The sequence below is a fragment of the Gardnerella piotii genome (assembly GCF_003397585.1).
GTDB lineage: Bacteria > Actinomycetota > Actinomycetes > Actinomycetales > Bifidobacteriaceae > Bifidobacterium > Bifidobacterium piotii.
Map to the genome: position 1 here is coordinate 578,104 of NZ_QJUV01000001.1, position 20,808 is coordinate 598,911.

Annotated in this window: 29 protein-coding genes; 20 read left to right on the forward strand and 9 right to left on the reverse strand. The window is 36.9% G+C overall.

The genetic code is table 11. From position 1 onward, the window contains the following. Positions 1 to 5: 5 nt before the first annotated feature. The 3 genes from D0T20_RS02645 (at position 6) to D0T20_RS02655 (ending at position 1,422) form a co-directional block, all read left to right on the forward strand. Positions 6 to 677 (forward strand): ABC transporter ATP-binding protein, encoded by a 672-nt coding sequence (locus D0T20_RS02645; RefSeq protein ID WP_116438307.1) that lies wholly within the window; start codon positions 6 to 8, stop codon positions 675 to 677. A 207-nt stretch (positions 678 to 884) separates the two neighbouring features. Beyond that, complete coding sequence (locus D0T20_RS02650) at positions 885 to 1,154, forward strand: type II toxin-antitoxin system RelB/DinJ family antitoxin (protein ID WP_016837161.1); 270 nt, start codon at positions 885 to 887, stop codon at positions 1,152 to 1,154. Next, positions 1,147 to 1,422: a type II toxin-antitoxin system RelE/ParE family toxin gene (locus D0T20_RS02655; RefSeq protein ID WP_016837163.1), complete on the forward strand. Its 276-nt coding sequence runs from the start codon at positions 1,147 to 1,149 to the stop codon at positions 1,420 to 1,422. The genes D0T20_RS02650 and D0T20_RS02655 overlap by 8 nt, the downstream gene beginning before the upstream one ends. Positions 1,423 to 1,461: 39 nt before the next feature. On the opposite strand, the gene D0T20_RS02660 is transcribed toward D0T20_RS02655, so the two are convergent. From D0T20_RS02660 to D0T20_RS02670, 3 genes are all read right to left on the reverse strand, one after another. Further along, a complete protein-coding gene (locus D0T20_RS02660; RefSeq protein ID WP_016837165.1) occupies positions 1,462 to 1,938 on the reverse strand; it encodes an IS3 family transposase in 477 nt (158 codons plus the stop codon). Positions 1,939 to 2,200: 262 nt separating this feature from the next. Next, on the reverse strand, positions 2,201 to 2,518 hold the full coding sequence (locus D0T20_RS02665; protein WP_016837167.1) for a type II toxin-antitoxin system RelE/ParE family toxin: 318 nt from the start codon (positions 2,516 to 2,518) through the stop codon (positions 2,201 to 2,203). Continuing rightward, on the reverse strand, positions 2,499 to 2,771 hold the full coding sequence (locus D0T20_RS02670) for a type II toxin-antitoxin system Phd/YefM family antitoxin (RefSeq protein WP_016837169.1): 273 nt from the start codon (positions 2,769 to 2,771) through the stop codon (positions 2,499 to 2,501). The genes D0T20_RS02665 and D0T20_RS02670 overlap by 20 nt, the downstream gene beginning before the upstream one ends. 432 nt (positions 2,772 to 3,203) lie before the next feature. Between D0T20_RS02670 and D0T20_RS02675 the strand changes: the two genes are divergently transcribed. The 3 genes from D0T20_RS02675 (at position 3,204) to D0T20_RS02685 (ending at position 4,653) form a co-directional block, all read left to right on the forward strand. Continuing rightward, positions 3,204 to 3,815 (forward strand): CadD family cadmium resistance transporter, encoded by a 612-nt coding sequence (locus tag D0T20_RS02675; RefSeq protein WP_004120505.1) that lies wholly within the window; start codon positions 3,204 to 3,206, stop codon positions 3,813 to 3,815. A 212-nt stretch (positions 3,816 to 4,027) separates the two neighbouring features. Further along, positions 4,028 to 4,330, forward strand: a complete 303-nt coding sequence (locus tag D0T20_RS02680) for a type II toxin-antitoxin system RelB/DinJ family antitoxin (RefSeq protein WP_004133089.1) — start codon at positions 4,028 to 4,030, stop codon at positions 4,328 to 4,330. Next, entirely contained in the window at positions 4,330 to 4,653 is a 324-nt protein-coding gene (locus tag D0T20_RS02685; protein WP_116438308.1) for a type II toxin-antitoxin system RelE/ParE family toxin, read from the forward strand. Before D0T20_RS02680 ends, D0T20_RS02685 begins: the two co-directional genes overlap by 1 nt. Before the next feature lie 175 nt (positions 4,654 to 4,828). Here the strand turns inward: D0T20_RS02685 and D0T20_RS02690 are convergent, their stop codons facing one another. Further along, complete coding sequence (locus tag D0T20_RS02690; RefSeq protein ID WP_004128465.1) at positions 4,829 to 5,239, reverse strand: hypothetical protein; 411 nt, start codon at positions 5,237 to 5,239, stop codon at positions 4,829 to 4,831. 250 nt (positions 5,240 to 5,489) lie between these two features. On the opposite strand from D0T20_RS02690, the gene D0T20_RS02700 reads away from it, so the two are divergent. The 10 genes from D0T20_RS02700 to D0T20_RS02750 all read left to right on the forward strand — a co-directional run bounded on the left by D0T20_RS02700 (position 5,490) and on the right by D0T20_RS02750 (position 13,348). Beyond that, positions 5,490 to 5,741: a restriction endonuclease gene (locus tag D0T20_RS02700; RefSeq protein ID WP_240320590.1), complete on the forward strand. Its 252-nt coding sequence runs from the start codon at positions 5,490 to 5,492 to the stop codon at positions 5,739 to 5,741. 184 nt (positions 5,742 to 5,925) lie between these two features. After that, the gene (locus tag D0T20_RS02705) at positions 5,926 to 6,222 is read left to right on the forward strand and encodes a type II toxin-antitoxin system RelB/DinJ family antitoxin (RefSeq protein ID WP_116438309.1); all 297 of its coding nucleotides are present in this window, start codon (positions 5,926 to 5,928) and stop codon (positions 6,220 to 6,222) included. 425 nt (positions 6,223 to 6,647) lie between these two features. Beyond that, a complete protein-coding gene (locus D0T20_RS02710; protein WP_116438310.1) occupies positions 6,648 to 7,202 on the forward strand; it encodes a hypothetical protein in 555 nt (184 codons plus the stop codon). A 175-nt stretch (positions 7,203 to 7,377) separates the two neighbouring features. Continuing rightward, positions 7,378 to 7,518 carry a hypothetical protein gene (locus D0T20_RS06375; protein WP_162862669.1) on the forward strand — a complete coding sequence of 47 codons (141 nt, stop codon included), beginning with the start codon at positions 7,378 to 7,380 and terminating at the stop codon, positions 7,516 to 7,518. A gap of 240 nt (positions 7,519 to 7,758) precedes the next feature. Further along, on the forward strand, positions 7,759 to 8,193 hold the full coding sequence (locus tag D0T20_RS06380; protein WP_162862715.1) for a hypothetical protein: 435 nt from the start codon (positions 7,759 to 7,761) through the stop codon (positions 8,191 to 8,193). A 439-nt stretch (positions 8,194 to 8,632) separates the two neighbouring features. Further along, positions 8,633 to 9,742: an ABC transporter ATP-binding protein gene (locus D0T20_RS02725; RefSeq protein WP_116438311.1), complete on the forward strand. Its 1,110-nt coding sequence runs from the start codon at positions 8,633 to 8,635 to the stop codon at positions 9,740 to 9,742. 10 nt (positions 9,743 to 9,752) lie between these two features. Beyond that, the gene (locus tag D0T20_RS02730) at positions 9,753 to 10,532 is read left to right on the forward strand and encodes an ABC transporter (protein ID WP_116438312.1); all 780 of its coding nucleotides are present in this window, start codon (positions 9,753 to 9,755) and stop codon (positions 10,530 to 10,532) included. Beyond that, positions 10,529 to 11,467, forward strand: a complete 939-nt coding sequence (locus D0T20_RS02735) for an ABC transporter permease (RefSeq protein WP_116438313.1) — start codon at positions 10,529 to 10,531, stop codon at positions 11,465 to 11,467. The genes D0T20_RS02730 and D0T20_RS02735 overlap by 4 nt, the downstream gene beginning before the upstream one ends. Positions 11,468 to 11,871: 404 nt before the next feature. Next, on the forward strand, positions 11,872 to 12,378 hold the full coding sequence (locus D0T20_RS02745; protein WP_116438315.1) for a GNAT family N-acetyltransferase: 507 nt from the start codon (positions 11,872 to 11,874) through the stop codon (positions 12,376 to 12,378). Between the two features lie 10 nt (positions 12,379 to 12,388). After that, positions 12,389 to 13,348, forward strand: coding sequence for a hypothetical protein (locus D0T20_RS02750; protein WP_162862670.1), 960 nt, complete (start codon positions 12,389 to 12,391; stop codon positions 13,346 to 13,348). Between the two features lie 155 nt (positions 13,349 to 13,503). Here the strand turns inward: D0T20_RS02750 and D0T20_RS02755 are convergent, their stop codons facing one another. The 3 genes from D0T20_RS02755 to D0T20_RS02765 form a co-directional block, all read right to left on the reverse strand. Continuing rightward, the gene (locus D0T20_RS02755; RefSeq protein WP_116438317.1) at positions 13,504 to 13,836 is read right to left on the reverse strand and encodes a type II toxin-antitoxin system RelE/ParE family toxin; all 333 of its coding nucleotides are present in this window, start codon (positions 13,834 to 13,836) and stop codon (positions 13,504 to 13,506) included. Further along, positions 13,833 to 14,147, reverse strand: a complete 315-nt coding sequence (locus D0T20_RS02760; protein ID WP_116438318.1) for a type II toxin-antitoxin system RelB/DinJ family antitoxin — start codon at positions 14,145 to 14,147, stop codon at positions 13,833 to 13,835. The genes D0T20_RS02755 and D0T20_RS02760 overlap by 4 nt, the downstream gene beginning before the upstream one ends. Before the next feature lie 407 nt (positions 14,148 to 14,554). Further along, positions 14,555 to 14,854 (reverse strand): hypothetical protein, encoded by a 300-nt coding sequence (locus D0T20_RS02765; RefSeq protein WP_116438319.1) that lies wholly within the window; start codon positions 14,852 to 14,854, stop codon positions 14,555 to 14,557. Between the two features lie 243 nt (positions 14,855 to 15,097). On the opposite strand from D0T20_RS02765, the gene D0T20_RS06495 reads away from it, so the two are divergent. From D0T20_RS06495 to D0T20_RS02775, 3 genes are all read left to right on the forward strand, one after another. Next, positions 15,098 to 15,232, forward strand: coding sequence for a hypothetical protein (locus tag D0T20_RS06495; protein ID WP_275895744.1), 135 nt, complete (start codon positions 15,098 to 15,100; stop codon positions 15,230 to 15,232). Positions 15,233 to 15,488: 256 nt separating this feature from the next. Continuing rightward, positions 15,489 to 16,790, forward strand: a complete 1,302-nt coding sequence (locus D0T20_RS02770) for an MFS transporter (RefSeq protein WP_116438320.1) — start codon at positions 15,489 to 15,491, stop codon at positions 16,788 to 16,790. A gap of 347 nt (positions 16,791 to 17,137) precedes the next feature. Then, positions 17,138 to 17,782 (forward strand): helix-turn-helix transcriptional regulator, encoded by a 645-nt coding sequence (locus tag D0T20_RS02775; protein WP_116438321.1) that lies wholly within the window; start codon positions 17,138 to 17,140, stop codon positions 17,780 to 17,782. A gap of 23 nt (positions 17,783 to 17,805) precedes the next feature. Here the strand turns inward: D0T20_RS02775 and D0T20_RS02780 are convergent, their stop codons facing one another. Then, a complete protein-coding gene (locus tag D0T20_RS02780) occupies positions 17,806 to 18,207 on the reverse strand; it encodes a DUF2178 domain-containing protein (protein ID WP_116438322.1) in 402 nt (133 codons plus the stop codon). After that, the gene (locus tag D0T20_RS02785; protein ID WP_116438323.1) at positions 18,204 to 18,407 is read right to left on the reverse strand and encodes a helix-turn-helix transcriptional regulator; all 204 of its coding nucleotides are present in this window, start codon (positions 18,405 to 18,407) and stop codon (positions 18,204 to 18,206) included. Before D0T20_RS02785 ends, D0T20_RS02780 begins: the two co-directional genes overlap by 4 nt. Positions 18,408 to 19,639: 1,232 nt before the next feature. Here D0T20_RS02785 and D0T20_RS02795 point away from each other — a divergent pair. Beyond that, complete coding sequence (locus tag D0T20_RS02795) at positions 19,640 to 20,776, forward strand: hypothetical protein (RefSeq protein WP_240320591.1); 1,137 nt, start codon at positions 19,640 to 19,642, stop codon at positions 20,774 to 20,776. Positions 20,777 to 20,808 lie beyond the last annotated feature (32 nt).

Below are 20,808 nucleotides of genomic sequence, written 5' to 3' on the forward strand. Positions count from 1 at the left end.
CGATAATGCAAAATAACAGTATTGAACCTTTAATAAGCGTACACAATCTTTATAAATCATATGGGAATCGACCGGTTTTAAATAATCTTAGTTTTAGTGTGCAACAAGGAGAATCGTTAGCAATCATGGGGGCTTCCGGCTCTGGAAAATCCACTATTCTAAACATTCTCGGCATGCTTGAAACCTATGATAAAGGTGAGATAAAGATTGCTGGCAAAGAACTTCCAGCTATTAATTCTGTTGCTGCTACTAAGTTACGTCGTTATCATATTAGCTATTTATTTCAATCGTTTGCATTGCTCAATAATAGAACTGTATTTGATAATTTGTGGATTGCGATGGCATATAATAAAGAGTCAAAGTCTGTTAAACACCAAATGATTGATGCAGTTCTTGCTGAACTCAATATTGAGTATGCTAAAAATGACCGTATTGCTGTGCTTTCTGGTGGTGAACAGCAGCGAGTTGCGATTGCTCGCGCAATGCTGAAACCTGGCTCGTTGATTTTGGCAGATGAGCCGACGGGTTCACTTGATAGAGATCTTGCTGATAAAGTGTTTGCGCAATTGCAAGCGATGAATAAAGAATATAACAAGACATTGCTTGTAGTGACACATGATCCTTTGATTGCTCAGCGATGTGATCGTGTGTTGCATATTGAGGCGTTAGCTCGGTAGTTGCATTGCTTCTCTTCTCTTCGTTAAATTTCGGGTTATCGTGGCAAAATTCGCAAAATCGGCAAAAACTGCCACGATAACTTGTGATTTAGTAATAATTGCGTACACAATGGTGCTACTTTGGTATTACGTTGGGTGCTGTAGGTCTGTTATAATAAAGCAAGGCATGAATAACAAATTTATGTTTTTAAGATTAAAGGAAACAACATGACTTCTACAAAAACAGCTAGAATAGGCAGATTAAGTGTAAGAGTTAATCCAGAAATACGAGATAGTGCATCGCAAGTTCTTGAACATTATGGTCTTGATATGAGTTCAGCAGTCAACCTATTTTTGTATCAGATTGTAAATACGCAACGTTTCCCATTTTCACTTGAAAGTTCTCCATATGAGCACGCTCTTGATGAAGCTATGAAAGAAAAACCAATAGCTGCAGGTACTGTTGACGATTTTGCTGAGCTGATGCGCAATGCCTAAACCGCCATTTTATAGTCCAATCTATCTGCGAGATGTTAAGAAATATAAGCAGAAGCATTACGATATTGAGCAAGTAATCAATATTGTAAGACTTATTTGCAATGGTGCAGATTCTCGCGAGCTTACAACTTATAGAGATCATATTCTTAAAGGCTCATACAAAGGCGTGCATGAATTGCATGTGTCTGCAGACGTTCTACTGTTGTATCAAGTTAAAGAAGATTGCATTATATTCCTACGCTTAGGATCTCACGACGACTTATTCTAGATAGCAAAAACTGCCACGATAACTTGCTTAAAAATATAGTTATACAAAAGGAATCACATTTTCAAACGTAGTTAAAGACCCTTCTAGCATTTCATCTTCAAGACACTGATCTGGGTGGTTTGAAATAGCGTAAGAGACCACTTTACCATCAAAACAGTCAATCATAGGGCTTAAATAGAGTTTTGACTCTTTTACTGAAAACTCAGTAATGTCTGTAAGCCAAATCTTATTAGGTGAATCTGCATGAAAATTATTGTTAACAATGTTACTACATGCGGGAGTAATTTCTCCTATGTAACTTGAATAGCGTCTTTTACGCCTGGCATATCTAACCTCAATTAACTCTTCTTTCATGAGCCGTCTTACTACTTTTTCAGATACTTTAATACCTTTAGTTCTCAACACTAACCATATTCTAAGAGAGCCATAAGTAAAGAAGTTTTCTTCTGCAATCTCGTGTATGCAACCCCGTATATGTGCGTATTTGTCAGGTTTTTTGAAGAGCATTTTTAGCATAGTAATAACTTGAACGTTTTATCTGAAGTGTTTTAATCAGAAGCTCTAACGGTAATACTAAAAGTAGTTAGTGTGGATATTGAAAGGGCATCATAAAAGTCAAAAGATTGTGAGCGTTTGAAACGTTACCAAATCTAGCCTAGGGGGAGTTTCTCTAGGCTGTTTTTTTATGCTCAAGAATCAAGCTATTAAGCCAATCTTAAACCTTTTAACGATAGCTTTTTCAATAATCGTTAACATAAATGATAGTTATTGAGAATAGTTATTCCAGTAGTGCGTCAATATTTCGTTTTGAGTATAGAAGTCTGCGCACTTCCATAGTGTCGTCGATGACAACGTAAAAAACAGAAAAGTTGCGTACGCTAATCCTGTAGTAGGGGTGTTCTCGTGTTGTTGATGATTGGTAAGGAGCAAATAAGAGGGGTGATTCAAGTCGTTTATCGATTGCTGATTCTATATCGTCAACAAGTTTGTGAGCAGCTTTTGGATTTTGCAGTGTATTGGTTATATAGTCAACTGTTTCTAATAAATCTTCTTTGAATAGTGGGAGAAAGGTTAATTTATACGTGTTCTTGCTCATTGATCCTTCTCCTTACGCTATCAAAGACATCGTCTTTAGAAAGACGCGTAGAAGTGTTTGCGGCAAAAGTATCTGCTTCGTCGAGTTTTCTTTCAATGTTGTCAGTGAGGGCAGAGTATTGTTTGATGCTCATGAGAACCATAGTCCCATAACCATTTTTTGTAAGGAATACTGGTGTATTTGAATTTATAACTGTTTCTTCTACTTCTGGGAATTTATTTCTTAAGTCGGAAACTGGGCGAATATTAATCATAGTATCAACCTCCTTTTATCAAAAAAGTATCATAATATTATCAAGATTACAATTATATTAGTGGCTTGGTACTCAAAAAAGTGTAGCTATACTACCCGTTCTCTCAATCCATTTAGAATCAATTTGTTTGTTGTCAAGAAAATAAAATAATAGACTATAAGACTTTTGAAAACAATGGCTTTATTTAGATGAATAATGTTTGGTCTATCTAATTTTATATATTTTCAATCTTCACAGTTTGCGTGGATATCTATCAGCATATTTGACAAAATCATATAGTTTAAGTAAATTTCACAAGTAATATTTCAAGGAAAGGTGGGAAAATTGTGAAGTTATTTCTTAAAATGTCTCCATTGGTAACTGCCGAGGCACAATGTGTGTGCAGTCAATTTTGATTGGCTGTAAACATTAAACATTTTGAAAGGAGAAATAATGGAAACAATAGTATCCGCTTTATTAGTTTTTGTTTCTACATCCATTGACTACTTAGTTGTTTTGACTATTTTATTCGCTAGTCAAGGAAAGAAAGGTTTGAAATCAATTTATGTGGGGCAGTATTTAGGTACAGGACTGCTTGTACTGGCTAGTCTTATTGCCGCTTACTTTTTAAATTTTATTCCACAAGATTGGATTATAGGACTCCTTGGTCTAATTCCGCTAGGTCTTGGTATAAGAGCAATTTTTGTGGATGAAGATATTGATGAAGAAGATATCGAGGGGAAAATTACCGGAGATGGATCAAAAATCTTAGCATTTACAAGTTTAACAGTGGCAATGGGTGGAGATAATTTAGGAATTTATATCCCCTATTTTACAGGAAAGAGTTTGATTGAGATTAGTATAAGTTTAGTAATATTTGCTTTAGGGATTTTGATTCTATGCAAATTATCTCAAAATCTCGCCTCAATTTCTGCTATCGGAGAGACTGTGGAAAAGTATGAAAAAGTAATTGTACCTGTCGTGTTTATTGGACTCGGTCTCTATATATTGATTGAAAATGGAACGATTAATTATTTCATAGGTCAAGTCCTAAAAGTGGTGTAAATTCATTTCCTTCCCTTTATCTGATATTTTTATGTTCAAACTCAAACGAGAAAATAAGTGGTGCTTCCCACCATCACGGCGCTTGATTGTGCTATCTGATGCAGTAATGCGAACATAAAAATCGTGTATGACAGTCGAGGAATCCTATTCGTGCAAATGTGTTGCAATATGCGATACAGTATTTTATGATGTGTGTATGGAGGTTGGTTTATATGGCAGTTACTAAGACAGCGAATGTGAATGTGAGAATACAAGAAAATATTAAGCAGCAGGCGGAGCAGATTCTGGAAACGATTGGAGTTCCTAGGGCTACGGCTATTGACATGTTTTATCGTCAAATCATTCTTAATAAGGGTATTCCGTTTTCGCTTACTATTCCAAAGTCTCTTCCAGCACAAGATGATATGGATGAGAAAACGTTTAACGCGTTGATGGCTAAAGGTTATGATCAGGCGGTTCGTGGTGATAGTTATCCGATAGATGATGTTTTTGAAGATCTTGAACGAGGTCTTTAATGGATGAGTATAAGATAAAAGTTACTCGTCAGGCGAAAGAGCATCTTGCACTTATTCGAGAATATATCGCCACGGAGTTACAAGCACCGATAGTGGCTAAAAGAATGCTCGAGCTGTTGAAGTCGGAAATGATGTCTTTGCAGACGATGCCTTATTGTGTGAAGTTAATTAGTGAGCAGCCGTGGTGTGAACTTGGTTTTAGAAGAATACGCGTAAAAAATTATTACGTTTATTTTTGTGTTGATGATAGTAGAAAAGAAGTTCAAATACTCGCGGTTATCTACGTGAGAAGAGACCAGACTAAACAACTGGAAGAATTGTAATGTAACGCGCTATTAAGCCAATCTTAAACTTTTTAACGATAGCTTTTCCTATCGTTAAAAAGTGCACCCAGTATCCATAGTGTGCACTCAAAAAAGTGTAGCTATATTTGGAGTTCTCTCAATCCACGTGGAGAATGTCGTCTTGATGTCAAGGGCTTAATAGGTGGGTGCATTTTTAGGCTTTATGCTTTTGGTTTCTTCTTCGTAAAAACTCTTTAACAATGATTGGAATTATAGTTGGGATACATTCAAGAGTAATAAAAAATGTAATGTACGTGCAAGTCCAGCTACTACCCAATTGCCGAGGAGACTCTTGTAATATCAATAAATCAATAGCAGGGGCGATAAGCGCGATAGCGATGGTTTTACAAACTCCTAAGTTTTCGAGTGTTTTTTGATTGACAACAATCGAGTAAAGAAGAATTTTTGTTAAACCAAGTGCATGAGCTATAACAATGAGTAAAAAGGGTGAGTCATAAACAATTTCCCAATCGAGTGATTTAAGAGAATTGATAATAAGTCCTAAAAGAGGGAGTAATAATGAAAAAAGGAATAATCGTATAGCTTGATATACAGATTTCTTCATAACTAACCTCCTTAAATTTATATAGTCAAGTGGATGCCTACTGTCATAGACAGACTATTTTTCACTTATTTTACGTTAATTTATCTTACTTGGAAAGTTGGGATAATCATATCCAAAAAATCTAGCGGTCATTGGCAGACAGGACTTAAAGAACTGGATAAATACGGCATTGAGTATCATATCGTGAAAACATATCCCAATGAGGTGAGGGTTGGATATGTGCCGAATTATAAGGCACCGAAAAAGAAGAATGGTGTTAATCAAGCGTGGTTTTCGGCTAGCTGGTAAGCAAGGGCATGGTCTTTTTGTTACAACGTCTAGGTTTTCGCAGAAAGCTAAAGATTATTCTTACAATCAGCATATTATTTTGGTTGATGGTGTGAAGCTTGCAAATCTTATGATTAAGCATAATTTTTGTGTTTCAACAAGAAAACGTTTGAGATTAAAACGATTGATACTGATGCTTTGCTTGAATATCAAGATGAGTAGTGTTTTTGTGTAAGTTTTGTGACTTGATTTTGTTATGTTTTAAGTTTATTAGCTGGTTTCTTACGGTTTTTGAATGCAATTTGCTTTTAATATTACGTATAAGTGTAAATGCTGATGTTAATGCTGATGTTAATGCAGTGACATTGCAATGCCAATGCAATGTCATGTAATCGTTGTAAGAAACAAGGGGTGATTATATGGCGAAAACAGCTAACTTGTATACTCGTATTGATCCAGAGTTAAAAGAGCAGGCAGAGCATATATTGAATTCTTTGGGTCTTCTTCCTTCGAGTGCTATTACCATGTTTTATAAGCAGGTTGTTTTACAGCAGGGGCTTCCTTTTGATGTGAAATTGGGTTATAGAGAGCCGCGTGATGTGAGTTCTATGACTCAAGGTGAGTTGAATGATGAGTTGGAAAAGGGTTATAAGTCGGTTTTATCTGGTGATGTGAAGCCTGCGGATAAGGTTTTTGAGTCCTTGCATAAGGCATAGGGTTTGTGTCGTGTGATAATTTTCTTATTTTTTATTTTATTTTTGAAGAAAAGTATGAAGTTGTGGTTTCTCGTGTGCTTTATGGGAAAAGAGATATTGAGAAAGTTATAAATGGCAATTAAACCTTTTGCGATATCTCGCTTCTATCGTTAAAGCGTGTACTCATTTTGCCACACATTTGTTTATGTATGGAAATAAAATCCTGTAGATTATCGGATGATTTTTAGCTATAGTTATTTTTGTAGGCTGTATATCTGCATTCTTTGTCCATAATTTACATCCCGTCAGTTTTATTAGACTCAAAGATGATTTGTACTACGAGATGAATGAATATTGGGCAGATGATAGTGAATAACAGAGTGAAGATTGAACATGATAATCGTAACTGCAATTAGGTAAAGATTAAGTTGTAGGTGGAGGTATAAATGAAGCATATCAAGCATTATGCTTTTTTGACTATGGTAGTTTGTCTTATATCACTTATTTCAGGTTGTAAGAATCAGAATAGTTTTAGCAATAATAATAGAGAACTAAAAACAGAAAATCAAAAGTCTGCAAGGAATGAAATACACTCAGAAAATAATGAAGATGTTGACTGGAAAGAGATAAGTAAAAATGGTGTTGATGAAACTTTGCTAATAAAAAACATAGATGAAAAGGTTCTCACGTATGTGGCTAAACAATTACAAAATCTATGCGATGAGATTGGTGAAAAGGGGCGCAAAGATAAATTCTATTGGCTGACAGGACAATGGTATAACGATGTAGTATATTCTAAACAATATATTAGTGTCATATTATTAGGTAAAAAAGCAATGAAACCATTGTTCCTAATAATATATAAAAGCAAACAGGCTGGAATGTATGAATGGGTTTGTAGTAAAGTTTTAGATGAAATATCTGGGTTTGATTTCTCCTGGAGCAATTCTAAAGAATTTTTAAAGGCATTTACCGATAAGATTATTGAACAAAAAAATTAACAACTCTCTGTTTGCAATTGTCTTGGATGTTTACACTCCTACAATATTTCCAATATTAACTTTCATTCTGCAATGAGCATTAAGGCTATTTTGCTGTCGAGTGATTATTAATTTAGTTGTTTATGTTTTGGGTAACAAATCGGTGTAGAAATTGTAAAAAAGTTCCATACACTGTTTGATTTCTCATGGTAATGGCTTGTTGGTTATTTCAGAAAATAAGGTTCCTGAGTTTAAGAAGTTGCTTGTTGAGTATTATGAAGGTGAAGATTCGCAGGTGATTGCTTCGTTTATGAGGGAATATTGTTGGAAGCATTAAACGCTCACGATTGTGTTGGTTCTTATGGCTCTGCGAATCTTGCTATTTATGAAAGAGTATAGTTTGCTAGTAAATGAAGAGATTAGTGTCGATAATCTAGACAAATTAATAAAAAAAAATAATATATTTATTAAGATTATTACAGTAATCAGAGTGAATGGTAGATCTTGTTTGCTTAATAATCTGTTTTATAATCATTTGATACAGAGTCGTGTTAACGAAAAGGAGGCTAGTAGTGTTATGAGAAGTAAAACTATTTTTTGTAAAACCATTTTTCAAAGTTGTCTTGTTATGCTTCTGCTGCTAGGCACTCTCTTTTCTCTTGCTGGATGTGCTGATGATGATGAGAAGGCGGCGCTTGCGTCGTATCATTGGGAAACAGTAGCGGTGTCTCAAGAAGAGTTTCGTATACCAGAAAACTATATGAATAAGGATGAATTGTATCTCTTTGTGTCACGAGATATTCTGGATTCTCATTATGATTTGTCTAAAGTCACTCTTGGAGATAAGCGTATTAAGTTAGTTGACTCATCGTTCAATTTACCTGGTCCAGGGCTTAAAGCTTTATTTTTGGTTGGAAAATTTGATTTAAAAGATAAGTCAAGTTCTGATGTTCTTAAAGTACCAGGACTTAATAAAGCAGGTAATGTTGCTATAGGTTATAAGAAGAAATAGTAGTATTTTGCAAATGTTAAACAAATGTTTTGTGATTGCTTATATTTGAGTTTTTGACGTAATGCTCATATAATTTTCCACGTAAAGCACATTTAAGTTTATGAGGTGTTGCGCTATGACTGCCCAAATGATCGCTAGTCTTAAGAACGGTTTGAAAGGCATATAAAAGCACATAAAACAGCTTAAGATACATATTCTTTAGCAGTATTAAACACGCATTGCGCATGATGTTTTGTCATTATGTTTGCACATGCGCGCTAGTTTTTGCACGTTTTTTGCATGTTTTTGCGCGTTCTTATCGTTCTTGTAAGCAAGCGTTATCTTTTCTTATCTGACTAACTGATTTTCATTGTTGAAATTTATTCAATAACAGTAAGAATTAAGGTTTAATAACAGTAAAAATTAAGCTTTAATAACACGTAAGAACGAAGTAATAATAATGAATAATAATATAGAAAATGCAACTAATAGTCGCGATAACAATAATAAGCAGTCAGCTAGCAACTTAATATTGCGTATTGATAATGTAACAAGATCTTATTCTCGTGGGTTCGGTCGTAAGAAGACAACTCGCCAAGTTTTACATAACGTATCTTTTGATATTCATTCTGGTGAAATATTTTGCTTGCTTGGCCCTAATGGTGCAGGTAAAACAACTACCGTGAAAATTGTTGGCACGTTGTTAGCTCCTGATAGTGGTAGTGTTCGTATTGCCAATATTGATGCTGTGAGTAATCCTCGAGAAGCACGTAAGCACGTGTCGTTACTTCTTGGAGGTGAGCGAGGATTTTATCAAAAGTTAAGTGCATTAGATAATCTTCGTTATTTTGCTGATCTTTCTGCTGTTCCATATAGGGAGCAGGGAAAGCGTATTCACGATGCTCTTGAGCAAGTTGATTTACTTGATAAAGCTCATGATGCTGTTCAAACTTTTTCAAGGGGAATGTGGCAGCGGTTACATATTGCTCGATCGCTGGTTGCTAGAACGGATCTTATGCTTTTAGATGAGCCTACCACTGGTTTGGATCCTGAAAATGCTAGGAAAGTACGTGAAATTATTCATGCTTTACGAGATCAAGGAATAGCGATTTTGCTAACTACGCATGAGATGAGTGAGGCTGAAAAATTAGCTGATACTGTTGCTGTAATAAATCACGGTAATATTATCGCTCAGGGAAGTGTGCAGCAGTTGGCTTCTTTGCAGCATATTGATCATGTAACAATGTACGCGTATGAAGGTGAAGTATCAAGTGGAACTCCTAGTGTTAAGGAAGAATTGCAAAAACTTGATGGAGTGTTGTGGTGTGATGTTTTTGAATCACACGGAGTATTAAATATTACTATCGCGTGGAGTAAAACATTATCTCAAGAACGAAATATTAAAATTCCTGTTGATGGGATTACGCGTTTAGGTGATCGCGCTGCAAGTTTGGAAGAAACGTATCTTGCTATTGTGCAAAATGATAATATTTCTGCGTCAAATACTTCTACTTCTACTTCTGCTGTTACGCCGTCTTCTTCGCCGTCCTCACTCCCATTAAGTAAGTAGGAGGCTTAATATGAATACTTCTACTCATTCATACGCTTCTGTGATTCGTGGCTTATGGTTTCAGCTTAAAAGCTTAGCGAAAACAACGTTTTTCTTGCAAAATGCGATACTTGCTCCAGTATGTTTTGCGTTGATGAAAATTGTTGCCTACTATGGTTTTTCTCATGATTGCGCTAATTGTCTTAATAATATTTGGGTTGATTCTTCTATAGCTGGATTATGGTCTGCTACAACTACTGCTGTTGGAATTATTGGATACCAGCGTTATTTAGGAACATTGCAATATTTAACTTTAAGTGTTATCTCACCTTCTGCAGTGTTTCTTCCTATTGTAGGATCCGCAGCTTTACTTGGCTGTATTGGTATGCCGCTTGCGATTATTACCGTTGCTGTTTTCTGCCATGGGTTCTTTATGATAACATTCACGCAGTTAGTTGGATACTTACTTTCTATGCTTGCTTGCGTAGCTTCTGCTGCATTATTATCTGGAATTTTTGTATTATGCCGTAAAGCTACAGTTTATGAAGGTTTGATTTTAATTCCTGTATGGATGCTTTGTGGAATAGTGATTCCTGTAGAATCAATGCCATTGCCAGCTCGCGTTATTGCGTTTATTCATCCGCTTACGTCTGCAGTGTGGGTGGCTCATGCGCAAGCGTTTAATGCTACTACTGTGTTAGCGATTGTGTTATGTGTTGTATTATCCAGCGTTTTGCTTGTTATTGCAGGTTTTATGTTACGTCATGCTATTCGACTTGCAACGCTTAATGGAAGTTTGAACATAATATGATACGAAATAATAATCAGGTTGAAACTATGCGAAATAAAATTATTCAAAATAGTAAGTACGCTGAATTGCATCAATATAATCAATATTCTCAGTATGGTCACGTAAGCGTTTTATCTAGTATACGAACTGGTGCAAGAGTGAGTATACAGAGTATACCTAGCTTAAATAGTTGGAATACTGCTGTTATCCGTATGATTGTTGAGCCTCTTTTATCCACGTTCTTATACGTTTTTCTAGCTGGAGCTGTAAGCGGAGGATTCAATGGAGCAGCTAGTTATGCGACTAGCGCGGGTTTTAATCATAGTTTGATTGCATCAACTCTTGCTGCTGTTATGGGTGCGTGTTCTATTTCCACAAGTATGACGGTGTCAGAAGCACTAGCATGGGATCGTTTTGAAGGCACAACACCATTCGTGCTTACAAGCGCAAAAGTTGCATTACCATTATGGTTTGGTCGTATTATTGCGCTCGTTACTATTTCTTTAGTGAGTGATGCTGTGACTTTGTTCATAACAATGCTTGTAGTAAGCCCGAGTGCTTTCTTGATGATTAATATGAGTGCGTTGATGCTGTTGTTTCTTATTGTTCCTGTTGCTTCTACGGGATTTGGTATTGCTATAGCTGCTATAAGCATGATGATGAATGATGTTTATACTATTTCTAACGCGCTTAGTGCAATACTTCCTATTGCTTGTGGTGTGATTGCTCCGATTAGCGTATTTCCTAAGATGATGCAATACGTGTTATATGTGATTCCAGTAACTCATGTTACTCAAGCATCTCGTAGTATAGTTGATGGTTCTGTAAATGTTGGTGTATCGCTACTTGTGATTCTTGTTGTTGGCATGTTATGGGCAATTGTTGGTGTAATAATATGGAATGTTGGCGTGGCGGTTCAACAGCGTAAAGGTACTTTAACAAATATAGGGTTTTAGCTGATAAATATGGGATTTAGTTAATTATATAAAGATTAAATTCGCGTATGGATAGTGGGTGTAAGACTAGTGGCATGTTGATTATTGCGTAAGATTGTTCAGCAAGCTATTAAGCCAATCTTAAACCTTTTAACGATAGCTTTTCCTATCGTTAAAAAGTGCACCCACTTTTTGTTTGTATATTTGGCTGTATCATACATTATTTTTCTAGTAGAAGCTGTGCTTTATGGAGAAGAAAAATTTTATGGATGCGAAAAGCCTGCACTTATTAGAAAAATAAAAAAATTTTTCTTTAATAAAGCTTGTATGTGTGGTTTTTTTTAAATAGTAATACTATTAAAGCTAAACAGACTATTATGGACTCTAATTTTAATAGAATCACATATTAAGAATAAGGGGAACTTATGAAATTAATTAGACCAGATAGTAAATATATCCAAGGTTATATAGAAGCAAATGAAGAAGATGAAATTTTTAGGCCGAATGCAGAAAGACGTTTTAGAAATTATGAGACAATTATAGAGAGTTCTTATAATATTGAACATGGTATAAATTTGCCTGAAAATTATGTTAAAGCTACTACATTTTGGCTGATAGATAATGAAAAATTTATTGGTGAAATTAATATTAGGCATGAATTAAATTCTTTTTTAATTAACTATGGTGGTCACATAGGGTACGAGATTAGACAGTCTGAATGTATGAAGGGCTATGGAACAAGAATGCTTTCTATGGCACTTACATATTGTAAAGAGACTTTGAATCTACATAAGGTTTTGATTACATGCGATGATGACAATATCGGATCGATAAAAGTTATAGAAAATAATGGTGGAGTTTTGGAAAACAAAGTGAAAAATAGCTTATCAAGAGGAAACGTTACAACAAGAAGGTATTGGATTAATATATAGGAGAAAGATGATGAGTGAGACGAATGTAAGGCCAGTGCTTTTCAAGCATGCTTTTTGGGGTTATGTGATTACAGAAACTGTTGCTGGTATTTGCACGCTTATTATTGCGCTGCTTGTACAGCAGTTCGTAGGCCACCGCGTACTAGGTTGGGAAACTGTGGTCATACTCGCGTTGAGTGTTGTGGTGTTTTCGCTTCTAAGTGCAGCGTATCTTCAGTGGAATAGGCATCGTAGACCAGATGACAGGTCTGGCGATTTACTCAGAGGAATCATCGATTTTGTGCTCAGGCTGCTGGTGACTTCTGGTATTGCTTCATTGCTTGTTTCTGATACTACGCTGCTAAGCATTATTATTGGTGCAGCGATTACTAGTGTGTTGCTGTTTGTTTTTGAAAAGCCTTGGCAGCCAGGTATGACGGATGCGCAATTACAGGAAGCTTCAAAGAAATCGGTTGAGCTCGGTGTTCAAATGCTTGAAGAAGAGCGCGTAAAGCGCGCCGAGGCGAGAAACATAATTGCATTACAGCATGCGAGCGAAGGTAAAACAGACACTCCTAGAGGTACGTCTCTAACATTCTCCTCGTTAATTGTTGCGAATATTCTGATTGAAGCAGTATGCGATGTTGCAACATTTTTGCTTGCACTGATACTGCAATGGTGGATGCTGGGTAGTATCGTTGGCTGGAGCACGCTACTCGTCATATTCTTGGGCAATATGCTATTTTCTTGCGCGGCGGCTGCGGTTATGGTTCTGATGGGCGCATTGAAGGCTGATCAACAGAAATTCCTAACAAAAAGTTGGCCTTTCTTAGTTATTGTTGTACTGCTTCGACTGCTTATCTTCGGTGTTCTCGCTTGGCTGCTTACACCGAGCTTAGTATGGGTAAGCGTAGTCGTTGGCGTTGTGCTTACCGATATTGTTATTGTTATAAAGCATCATCCATGGAGAAGAACCGCAGTATCTGCATAAAAGATTTTATAAGACTGTTTTCTTCTCTTTTGAGCAAAAGGTTCTACGTACGTTGAGAGTGTCGTGTTGGTGTCTAGGGCTGATTAGGTGGGTGCATCTCGTAACGTTTGGAATTATGCTACTTTGTTCGCCCCAATTCTTGCGCAAATCGCGCATTAGTTGTTTGAGTCGTTAGCAATGTTTTCAATATTTCTGCCTGAGTAGAAGATACGAATAATAGTAACTGTAGTTTTATTTTCGTCTACTTGGTAAAAAACTGTGTAGTTATCGACTGAAATTCTGCGTATTCCTTTAGAACACCACGGCTCCCACTTAACAAGTGTATATCGCATAGGCATAGTCTCAAGAGAACGTATAGCATTCTTAATGCGGTTGACTTGTTTTTGCGCCGTTTTAGGAACTTGTAAATTAAAGCGAATGTATTTGTATAGTTCTGTAAGATCAAGGAATGCTTGTGGAGAATAAATGACGCTGTATGATTTGCTCATACTCCGTATTCCTTTGCGAATAACTTATCAACATCGTTGGCACTATACGATTTTCCAGTCGAAAGTGAATCGATGCCTTTTTGTAATTCTGCATCCAGTTCGGCTCGAGTTAAATTACCTAAAGCAAGCGGCTTTTCCTGCTTATTAGTTGGCAGGCGGAGTTCAAATGGCATGCCATTTTGTAAAACGATTTGACTATAAAGCATTTGGATTGCTGAAGATGGTGTTATTCCAAGTTGGTTCAATATGCTTTCAGCATTTTCTTTAAGATTTGTATCGATTCTTGCATATACAGCGTTCGTATTTGTCATTGTGTTCGCATCCTTTCTGACCTTATTTTACAAAATAGTTGCAAGCATACGCAAGCAAATGAAAGCAAAAGTTTAACTACTATTCAGATTATGGATTCCCGTTGTTGGTATAGGTGTTCTTTTTAGGACGGTAATTAGGCGCATTGACGAACAAATAACGTGCTTTTGAGCTGTTAATATGCTTATTTGTCAATTATGATTAAGGCATTCATTAACTATATTTTTGAAAACTCAATTTGTTGAATATGAAGATTGAAGTAGCATAGTGAAAAAACTAATGGGGGGCATAATATGACAGGATTAAATAATGATTCGCGTGAGGAATAGTTGTGAATAAGTTTGAATTGTTTTCTATGATTTATTACGCGTTAAATCATTATTGGAAAGAAAATAATATTTGTATATCCCTATTTTTCATATTCGTGTATAACACGTTTTATAAGAGCTTCTTTACCTGGTCCTGGTTCAATCATTGATAAGAAATGACGGGATGAAATTGTGGTCAGCAGATCAATTAGATATCTCACGCTTTCATCAGGCCCAAGAATAGTATCTTCTTTGTCAATATGTTTAAGGATGTAATGCTTGTAGTATTTAGCCGTACTATTAGGTTTCCAACCATTTTCTTTTAGTTCATTGTATAATTTGTCAAGATCTAAAGTAATGGTGACCGTTTTAGGTAAATTAATGTTTTCATTTTTATCCATGAATTTGTACCTCCTATTGCTGATAACATACTTCAATGTAGAAACAAAGGCAACAAGTAGGTATGTAGCAGGTGCGAGTGGATGGGAAAATGATTGAGGGTTGCTAAAATGTTGTAAGTATTAAAGCTGTAGATTTAATTTGCAATTGTATTGAAGATCGTAACAAGAATCTATCTAATTAGAAAAGTTCATAGAAACGGTTTTTGAGGTTTATTTTCTTAAGGCAGATTGTTTTATAAGACCTTGAGTGATGTGAACTCAGGTGATTTGAATGATGAATTAGAAAATGGTATTACCGAGGTTTCTGATAAGAATAGAGTAAATCTTGGGTGCATAATCTTGGGTGCAAAACAGATGGATGTGCTCACTGCGTTGTGAACTGTTCAATGTGTAGAATTATGTGATAAAAAACACTAAAATATGTATAATTATGTGATTAAATGCACCAAAACATGTGATACGCGATAAAAGATAACTCAAAATATAACAGAACAGCAGTGAAACTAAGCGTGGAAACAGCCAAGCGTTAATACGGCTGCAATATCTAATAGCGTAATACAAGATGAAAGGTGAGTAATCGTGAAAAGACTGATTATACAGATAAACTTATAGAACTTGCGCTGAAGGAGAATAATTGAGAAAGAAAGATAATCTACAAGGGAGAAGAGAGAAAGAGAAAGAAAAGCAGGAACATACTCCCACAGATGAGAAAAATCCTCTATGTTGTGAATCACATGAGCAAATGTGTGAAAACCTTAACAGTGCAAATAAGGAATTGCCCAAGTATAAGGTTTTGCGGCTGAGTGCGGAAATCTTTTCCATCTTAATGATTATTGGAACTGCTTTTATGGCATCCAATAAGCTACAGCTTTTTGGATGGATCACCTATTGTTTTGCAATTCTGTTTTTTGTTGGAGTTTCTCTTATTTGGGTTATTTGTGTTATTTGGCAACGCAATCTACACAGTCGTTTTCGTAGTGAAAATGTAGATTGTAACAAATCTTTTCTTAGCTATGGCAAGCAACGGTGGAAGGGTAGAATCTCGCTGATTCTTTGTTGCTTTTTTGTGTTAAGTGGTATTCTAACTGCATTCTTTGGAATAACTGCGGTACGTCTTCCAAATCAGTGGCTTTTGCAGACTTGGGTATATGTTATATGCGCGGCAATGCCAGTTGTTTGGATGATTACGATTTCTCTTGTATGTGTCTTCTATAATCTTTATCTTATCTCACTCGTACGGAAGATAGGTATAAGAATTGTACTTCGTTGTCTACATGTTCTGCTTTGTGTATTGATTATCTTAGGTCTTGGATTTTTTGACGTTTTGTTTATTGTTGGCAGATATTCTGTGAAACAAAATGATAATGGTACATACACAGAGCACGTGGATGACATGTATGCTCCTTTTGAGTATTATCTTTATAAGTCTGAAGGCCCATTTTTCCTTAAGTATCTTCGACCAATGAAAGATTCAAGTGATACTGATCCAAAAATAAGTGAATCTGAATGGTATAGCAGAATTAATCGCAATAACAGGAAAGATACAAGATTAAAAGATACAAGATTAAAGGCTGAAGAGCCAGAGAAAAATTCCGATTTGCATGATGACACTGAGCGTGATTTAGAATCAAAGAGGGAAAGAAATGCAGCGCTTAAGATATTTGATAAGTATTTTGCGGCGAAAGGCTTTGCGTTCAAGGAGAGTTATACCGCCAAGGGGGATATGTACTTTGTTCTGAGTGAAAGCCGTTCGGACATTACTTATCTGCAGTATAACAGGGACTCTCAGGATGGAAAATGTGGTCTTTATATTCTGTTTAAGGCTTCAAAATCTTCAAATGGAAGCTGGTCGCCGAGTGATGCTTGTATGCAGAACACCTATACTTATGAATATAGCACTGGGCTAATTGCAAAGAGCAGTAGGGCATATTGGTAGTAGGGTTGATTGGTAGTAGGGCAGAGTGGTTGGATGCCAAAATCGAAGAGTATCTGAAGATTGCCAGATAGTGATTGTCAGATAGTAGCATCCATATTTGCGTGCTCTAGTTGCTTATGTTTTAGGGAACAAAACGGTGAAATAATCGTAAAAAAGTTCCCTACATTATTTGATTTCTCATGCTGTTACAGTTGGTAACTATAGTGTTTCACCTTGTTTCTTTTTCCGTTGTAAATTATTTGTTAGTTTGTAATTAGGCGGTATATAAATCAAATGTTTCAATACTATTTTGGTTTCCGTCAAGTAATTTCATGATGTGTAATAAGTGATTTGAAAGGAGTTGTGTCATGAGTAGTGTTATATCTTTGGGGGAAAAAATTAGAAAGGCTCGTCTGGAAGCTGGGTTGACGCAGGAGGAGCTTTCGGAATTATTGATGGTATCTCGTGCTGCTGTAGCAAAATGGGAAACGAATCGGGGTTTGCCAGATATAGAGAATCTGAAATTTATTGCATCTGCTCTAAGCGTGAGTGTTGATTATCTTTTGGATGAGAACAATAGCGTTGATTTTTCTATTATTAAGAAGCCTATTAATCTCAATAAATATGGTTTCGACGGTAGGTTGAGCGGTTTTAAGAAGTCGAAAATTAAAGAGCAGATTGTCCTAGATGAATATCCTGACTCAGAAATCAATATGCTAACTGTTGTTAAGACTTATAGCAGTTCATCTGAGAAAATGGTGGATAATTTTGTTGGATGGTTTTCTACTCTCCTTGGAGGATTGCCATTGTTTGGCATATATGATTTCAGTAAAGCTGTTTCCACTCTTGGGGCTGATCAGTATTATTTGGTGGATAAAAAAGATAAGCAGTATTTCGTGCTTATAACTGATGAGTATATTATTAGCAGAATTATGGGAGTGACGTTTAATAGTAAAAAGTTCCGTATTGGAGATAAAGAATTTATGAAAGTTGGTTTGCTTCGTAATAAGTAGTAAATGGGTGGGTGGGTCTGGTTTTAATATTTTTTCTCATAATATTTGTTGATAAAAAACATGATTAATGGAGAAAAGGCGATCGAAATAGCTAAAAGAGCAGCTGGCAAATATGCTTTTGTGATAAATGCAATTATGGCAATTATTCCCATTAGGTGCATTAGTATGAATGCCATTGTTGCATTTACTTTATCTTTGATTTTCTCGTTTCTTTCATCGTTAACATTTATTTTGTAGGTGTGGTCTTTTTCCATCATCTTATAGTGCATGATCTTTACGTGTGAAAGTGAGATAGTTGCAACAAAAACAACTGACAGTACAATTTCTACGGATTCGTTCAGTTTAAGAGTGAGTGCAAGAATTAGTCCGCAAATTCCTATTACATATCCTATGTACCAAAAATTCTGGTTTTTTTGTTTTTTCATTTTTTATCTTCCTCGTATATAAATATTTCTTCGATTGTTAAATTAAAGTACTTAGCAATTTTGTATGCCAATATGATTGATGGGTTGTATCTTCCATTTTCCAAAGAACCGACTGTTTGTCTTGATACTTCGAGTTCGTCGGCAAGTTCTTCTTGGGTTATGCCTTTTTCTTTTCTAATTTGTTCAAGTCTATTTTTCACATTACATTCTCCTTCCTAACGGAAAGCTAGCTTTACATATAGGATAATTGTTTTGAAAGCAAATGTCAAGTTAGCTTTCCATTATTGGTTTATGTATTTTGTGGGATGTGAATTATACGTATTGGTAAGCCTGAAGGAGTGTGAAAAGTATAGTTTGCTAGTAAATGAAGAGATTGGCATTGATAAACCTGTAGTGTGTTTGCGCTTTGACTGAGCTTGAAATTGCATAACGCATTTCAAGCTCCTTCAAAGCGTGATTTGGCTTAAGGCATAAAGTCCAGTGGACTTTACGTGCGGCGAAGACGTTAGCGCGCTGTAACGCGCGAACGATATGACCTGCCTTCGCGAGCTCACGTCTTTGCTTGGTGTTGCTAGAGGGCTGGCTAATTCTACGCTCGCGCGTTACAGCGCGCTCACGCCCTCGCTTGCGTTGAAAGCACACTGTGCTTTCAACTTTGAGCAAGCTCAGCGAATCGATGTGACTTCTCGCGCGCTATGCAGCTCGAAGTCGTCGATTCGCACAACGCTCCGCCTCTTACGTGTTGATTGTTGTTGCGGTTGTTCCGATTTGGCTTTGATTTTGTTTTTGGTTGAAGTTTGTTTGTAGGCGTGTGCCATTGGATTATTTGGTATCGGCTGCCTCTCTTATACTGTTCGACCAAGAATCACCCAGCCCTCTTATGTGCTTGAACTTTTGCGTAGCATCCATCGCCGAGATTCCGATTTCTTGTAGTGCGTTTGTACCGAATTTCGGTGTTTTTGATACAAACGCACTACATAAAGCGGAAGGTTTTCCGCTTTATAGTTCAAATTTGGTATAAAATGCGGAGTTATGTTCCGCTTTTTGTACGTGATTTAGGTCAAATTTGGTACAAAGTGCGGAAAATCGTTCGCGCTTAGACCGCGCAAGCGACACGACACACCCGAAAAGCTTACCTTAAAAAAACCTGGGAAAATTCTTCAAAAACCTTGAAATGCGTATTTTTACGGTTTGTTAGTAATTTATGTGTAAAATTTACGGCAAATAGTATTAGTTTAGTAAAATTACAATAAAATATTTAGAACAAACCTTAATGTTAGCTGAATGTTTTAGTTGATTTTAGGTAGAGCATGTTGTATCTTTTAAGTCAGTTACCGATGAATCCCTAGTTCTCGGTTACTACGCGGGAAACCGCAAAGGCAAATTTTTCTATGCGCCCCTAACGCATAGGAGAAGAAGAAAGGAAATTAAAATGATGAATAAGAAGGCTATCGCCGCTTTCGCTGCTGGCGCAACTTTGCTTGCCGGCTTCGCAATGGCAACCCCAGCATTCGCTAAGGTTCCACGTCCTGTCAGCACTGATGAAGCTAAGGATGATTCGTTTGCTCTTAAGACTTTGAAGGCAGCTTTGAAGAAGGCTTATGATGATGCTGATACTGCAGAAACTGAAAAGACGAACGCTAAGGCTGATGCAACTATTGTAGATGAAAATGGTGAGCTTTTGAACAAAGCTGATTACAAGCTTAATGATAAGGGTGAAGTTGTAAAGAAGGCTGATGATTCTAAAGATGATGCAGCTACTAAGGCAAATACCTATCGTGAAAAGCTTGCAGCATACAAGGCTGCACTTGAGGCTGTAAAGACTGCTGAGGAGGCTGTAAACGCTGCAACTCCAAAAGTTGAGCCTTCTAAGGATGCAAAGCGTGTTGCTCTTGCTAAGTTGGATGAAGCTAAGGAGAAGTTGGGTAAGGCTCAGGAAGCCAAGGATAAGGCTTTTGCTGAGGCTGATGCTGCTTACAACGCTAAGCATGAGGCTGAGAATAACTTAAAGGCGGCTCAGCGTGCTCTTAAGGATTACCAGGATGAGAATGCTAAGGATAAGGGTTCTCGTGCTTACAATGCTGAAGTTGAGAGCTTGAAGAAGGTAATCAATGAGGCTAAGGAAGCTTTGGCTGCTGCAAAGACCAAGTTTGCTGATGCAGATAAGGCTTTCAATGAGGCTGCTACTAAGTTCAATAAGGCTTTGAGCGAATATGCTGGCGCTTACAAGAATGCTCAGGATTCTAAGGCTGATGTTTCTACATACGCAACTCCAGCTTCTTTGGCTCCTCTTTCTACTGACTACAAGTATGGCACCAACTTTGTTCCATCTGCAACAGTTCAGCCAGGTAAGCCAGGTGCTGCAAAGCCAGGCAAGCCAGGTCAGGCTGCTGGCCAGGCTGGTGCCAATGGCGCTGCTGCTGGTGCTAAGGCTGAGGTTGAGAACAAGAAGGACAAGGACAAGCGCGGTAACACCCACACTGGTACTGGTGTTGGCGTAACTTTGACCGCTTTGGCTGCCACCATGCTTGCTGGCATGGGTGCTGCTGTTCGCAAGGCTCGTCACTAAGCATTGCGCGCATTAGCTAATGCACGGCTACG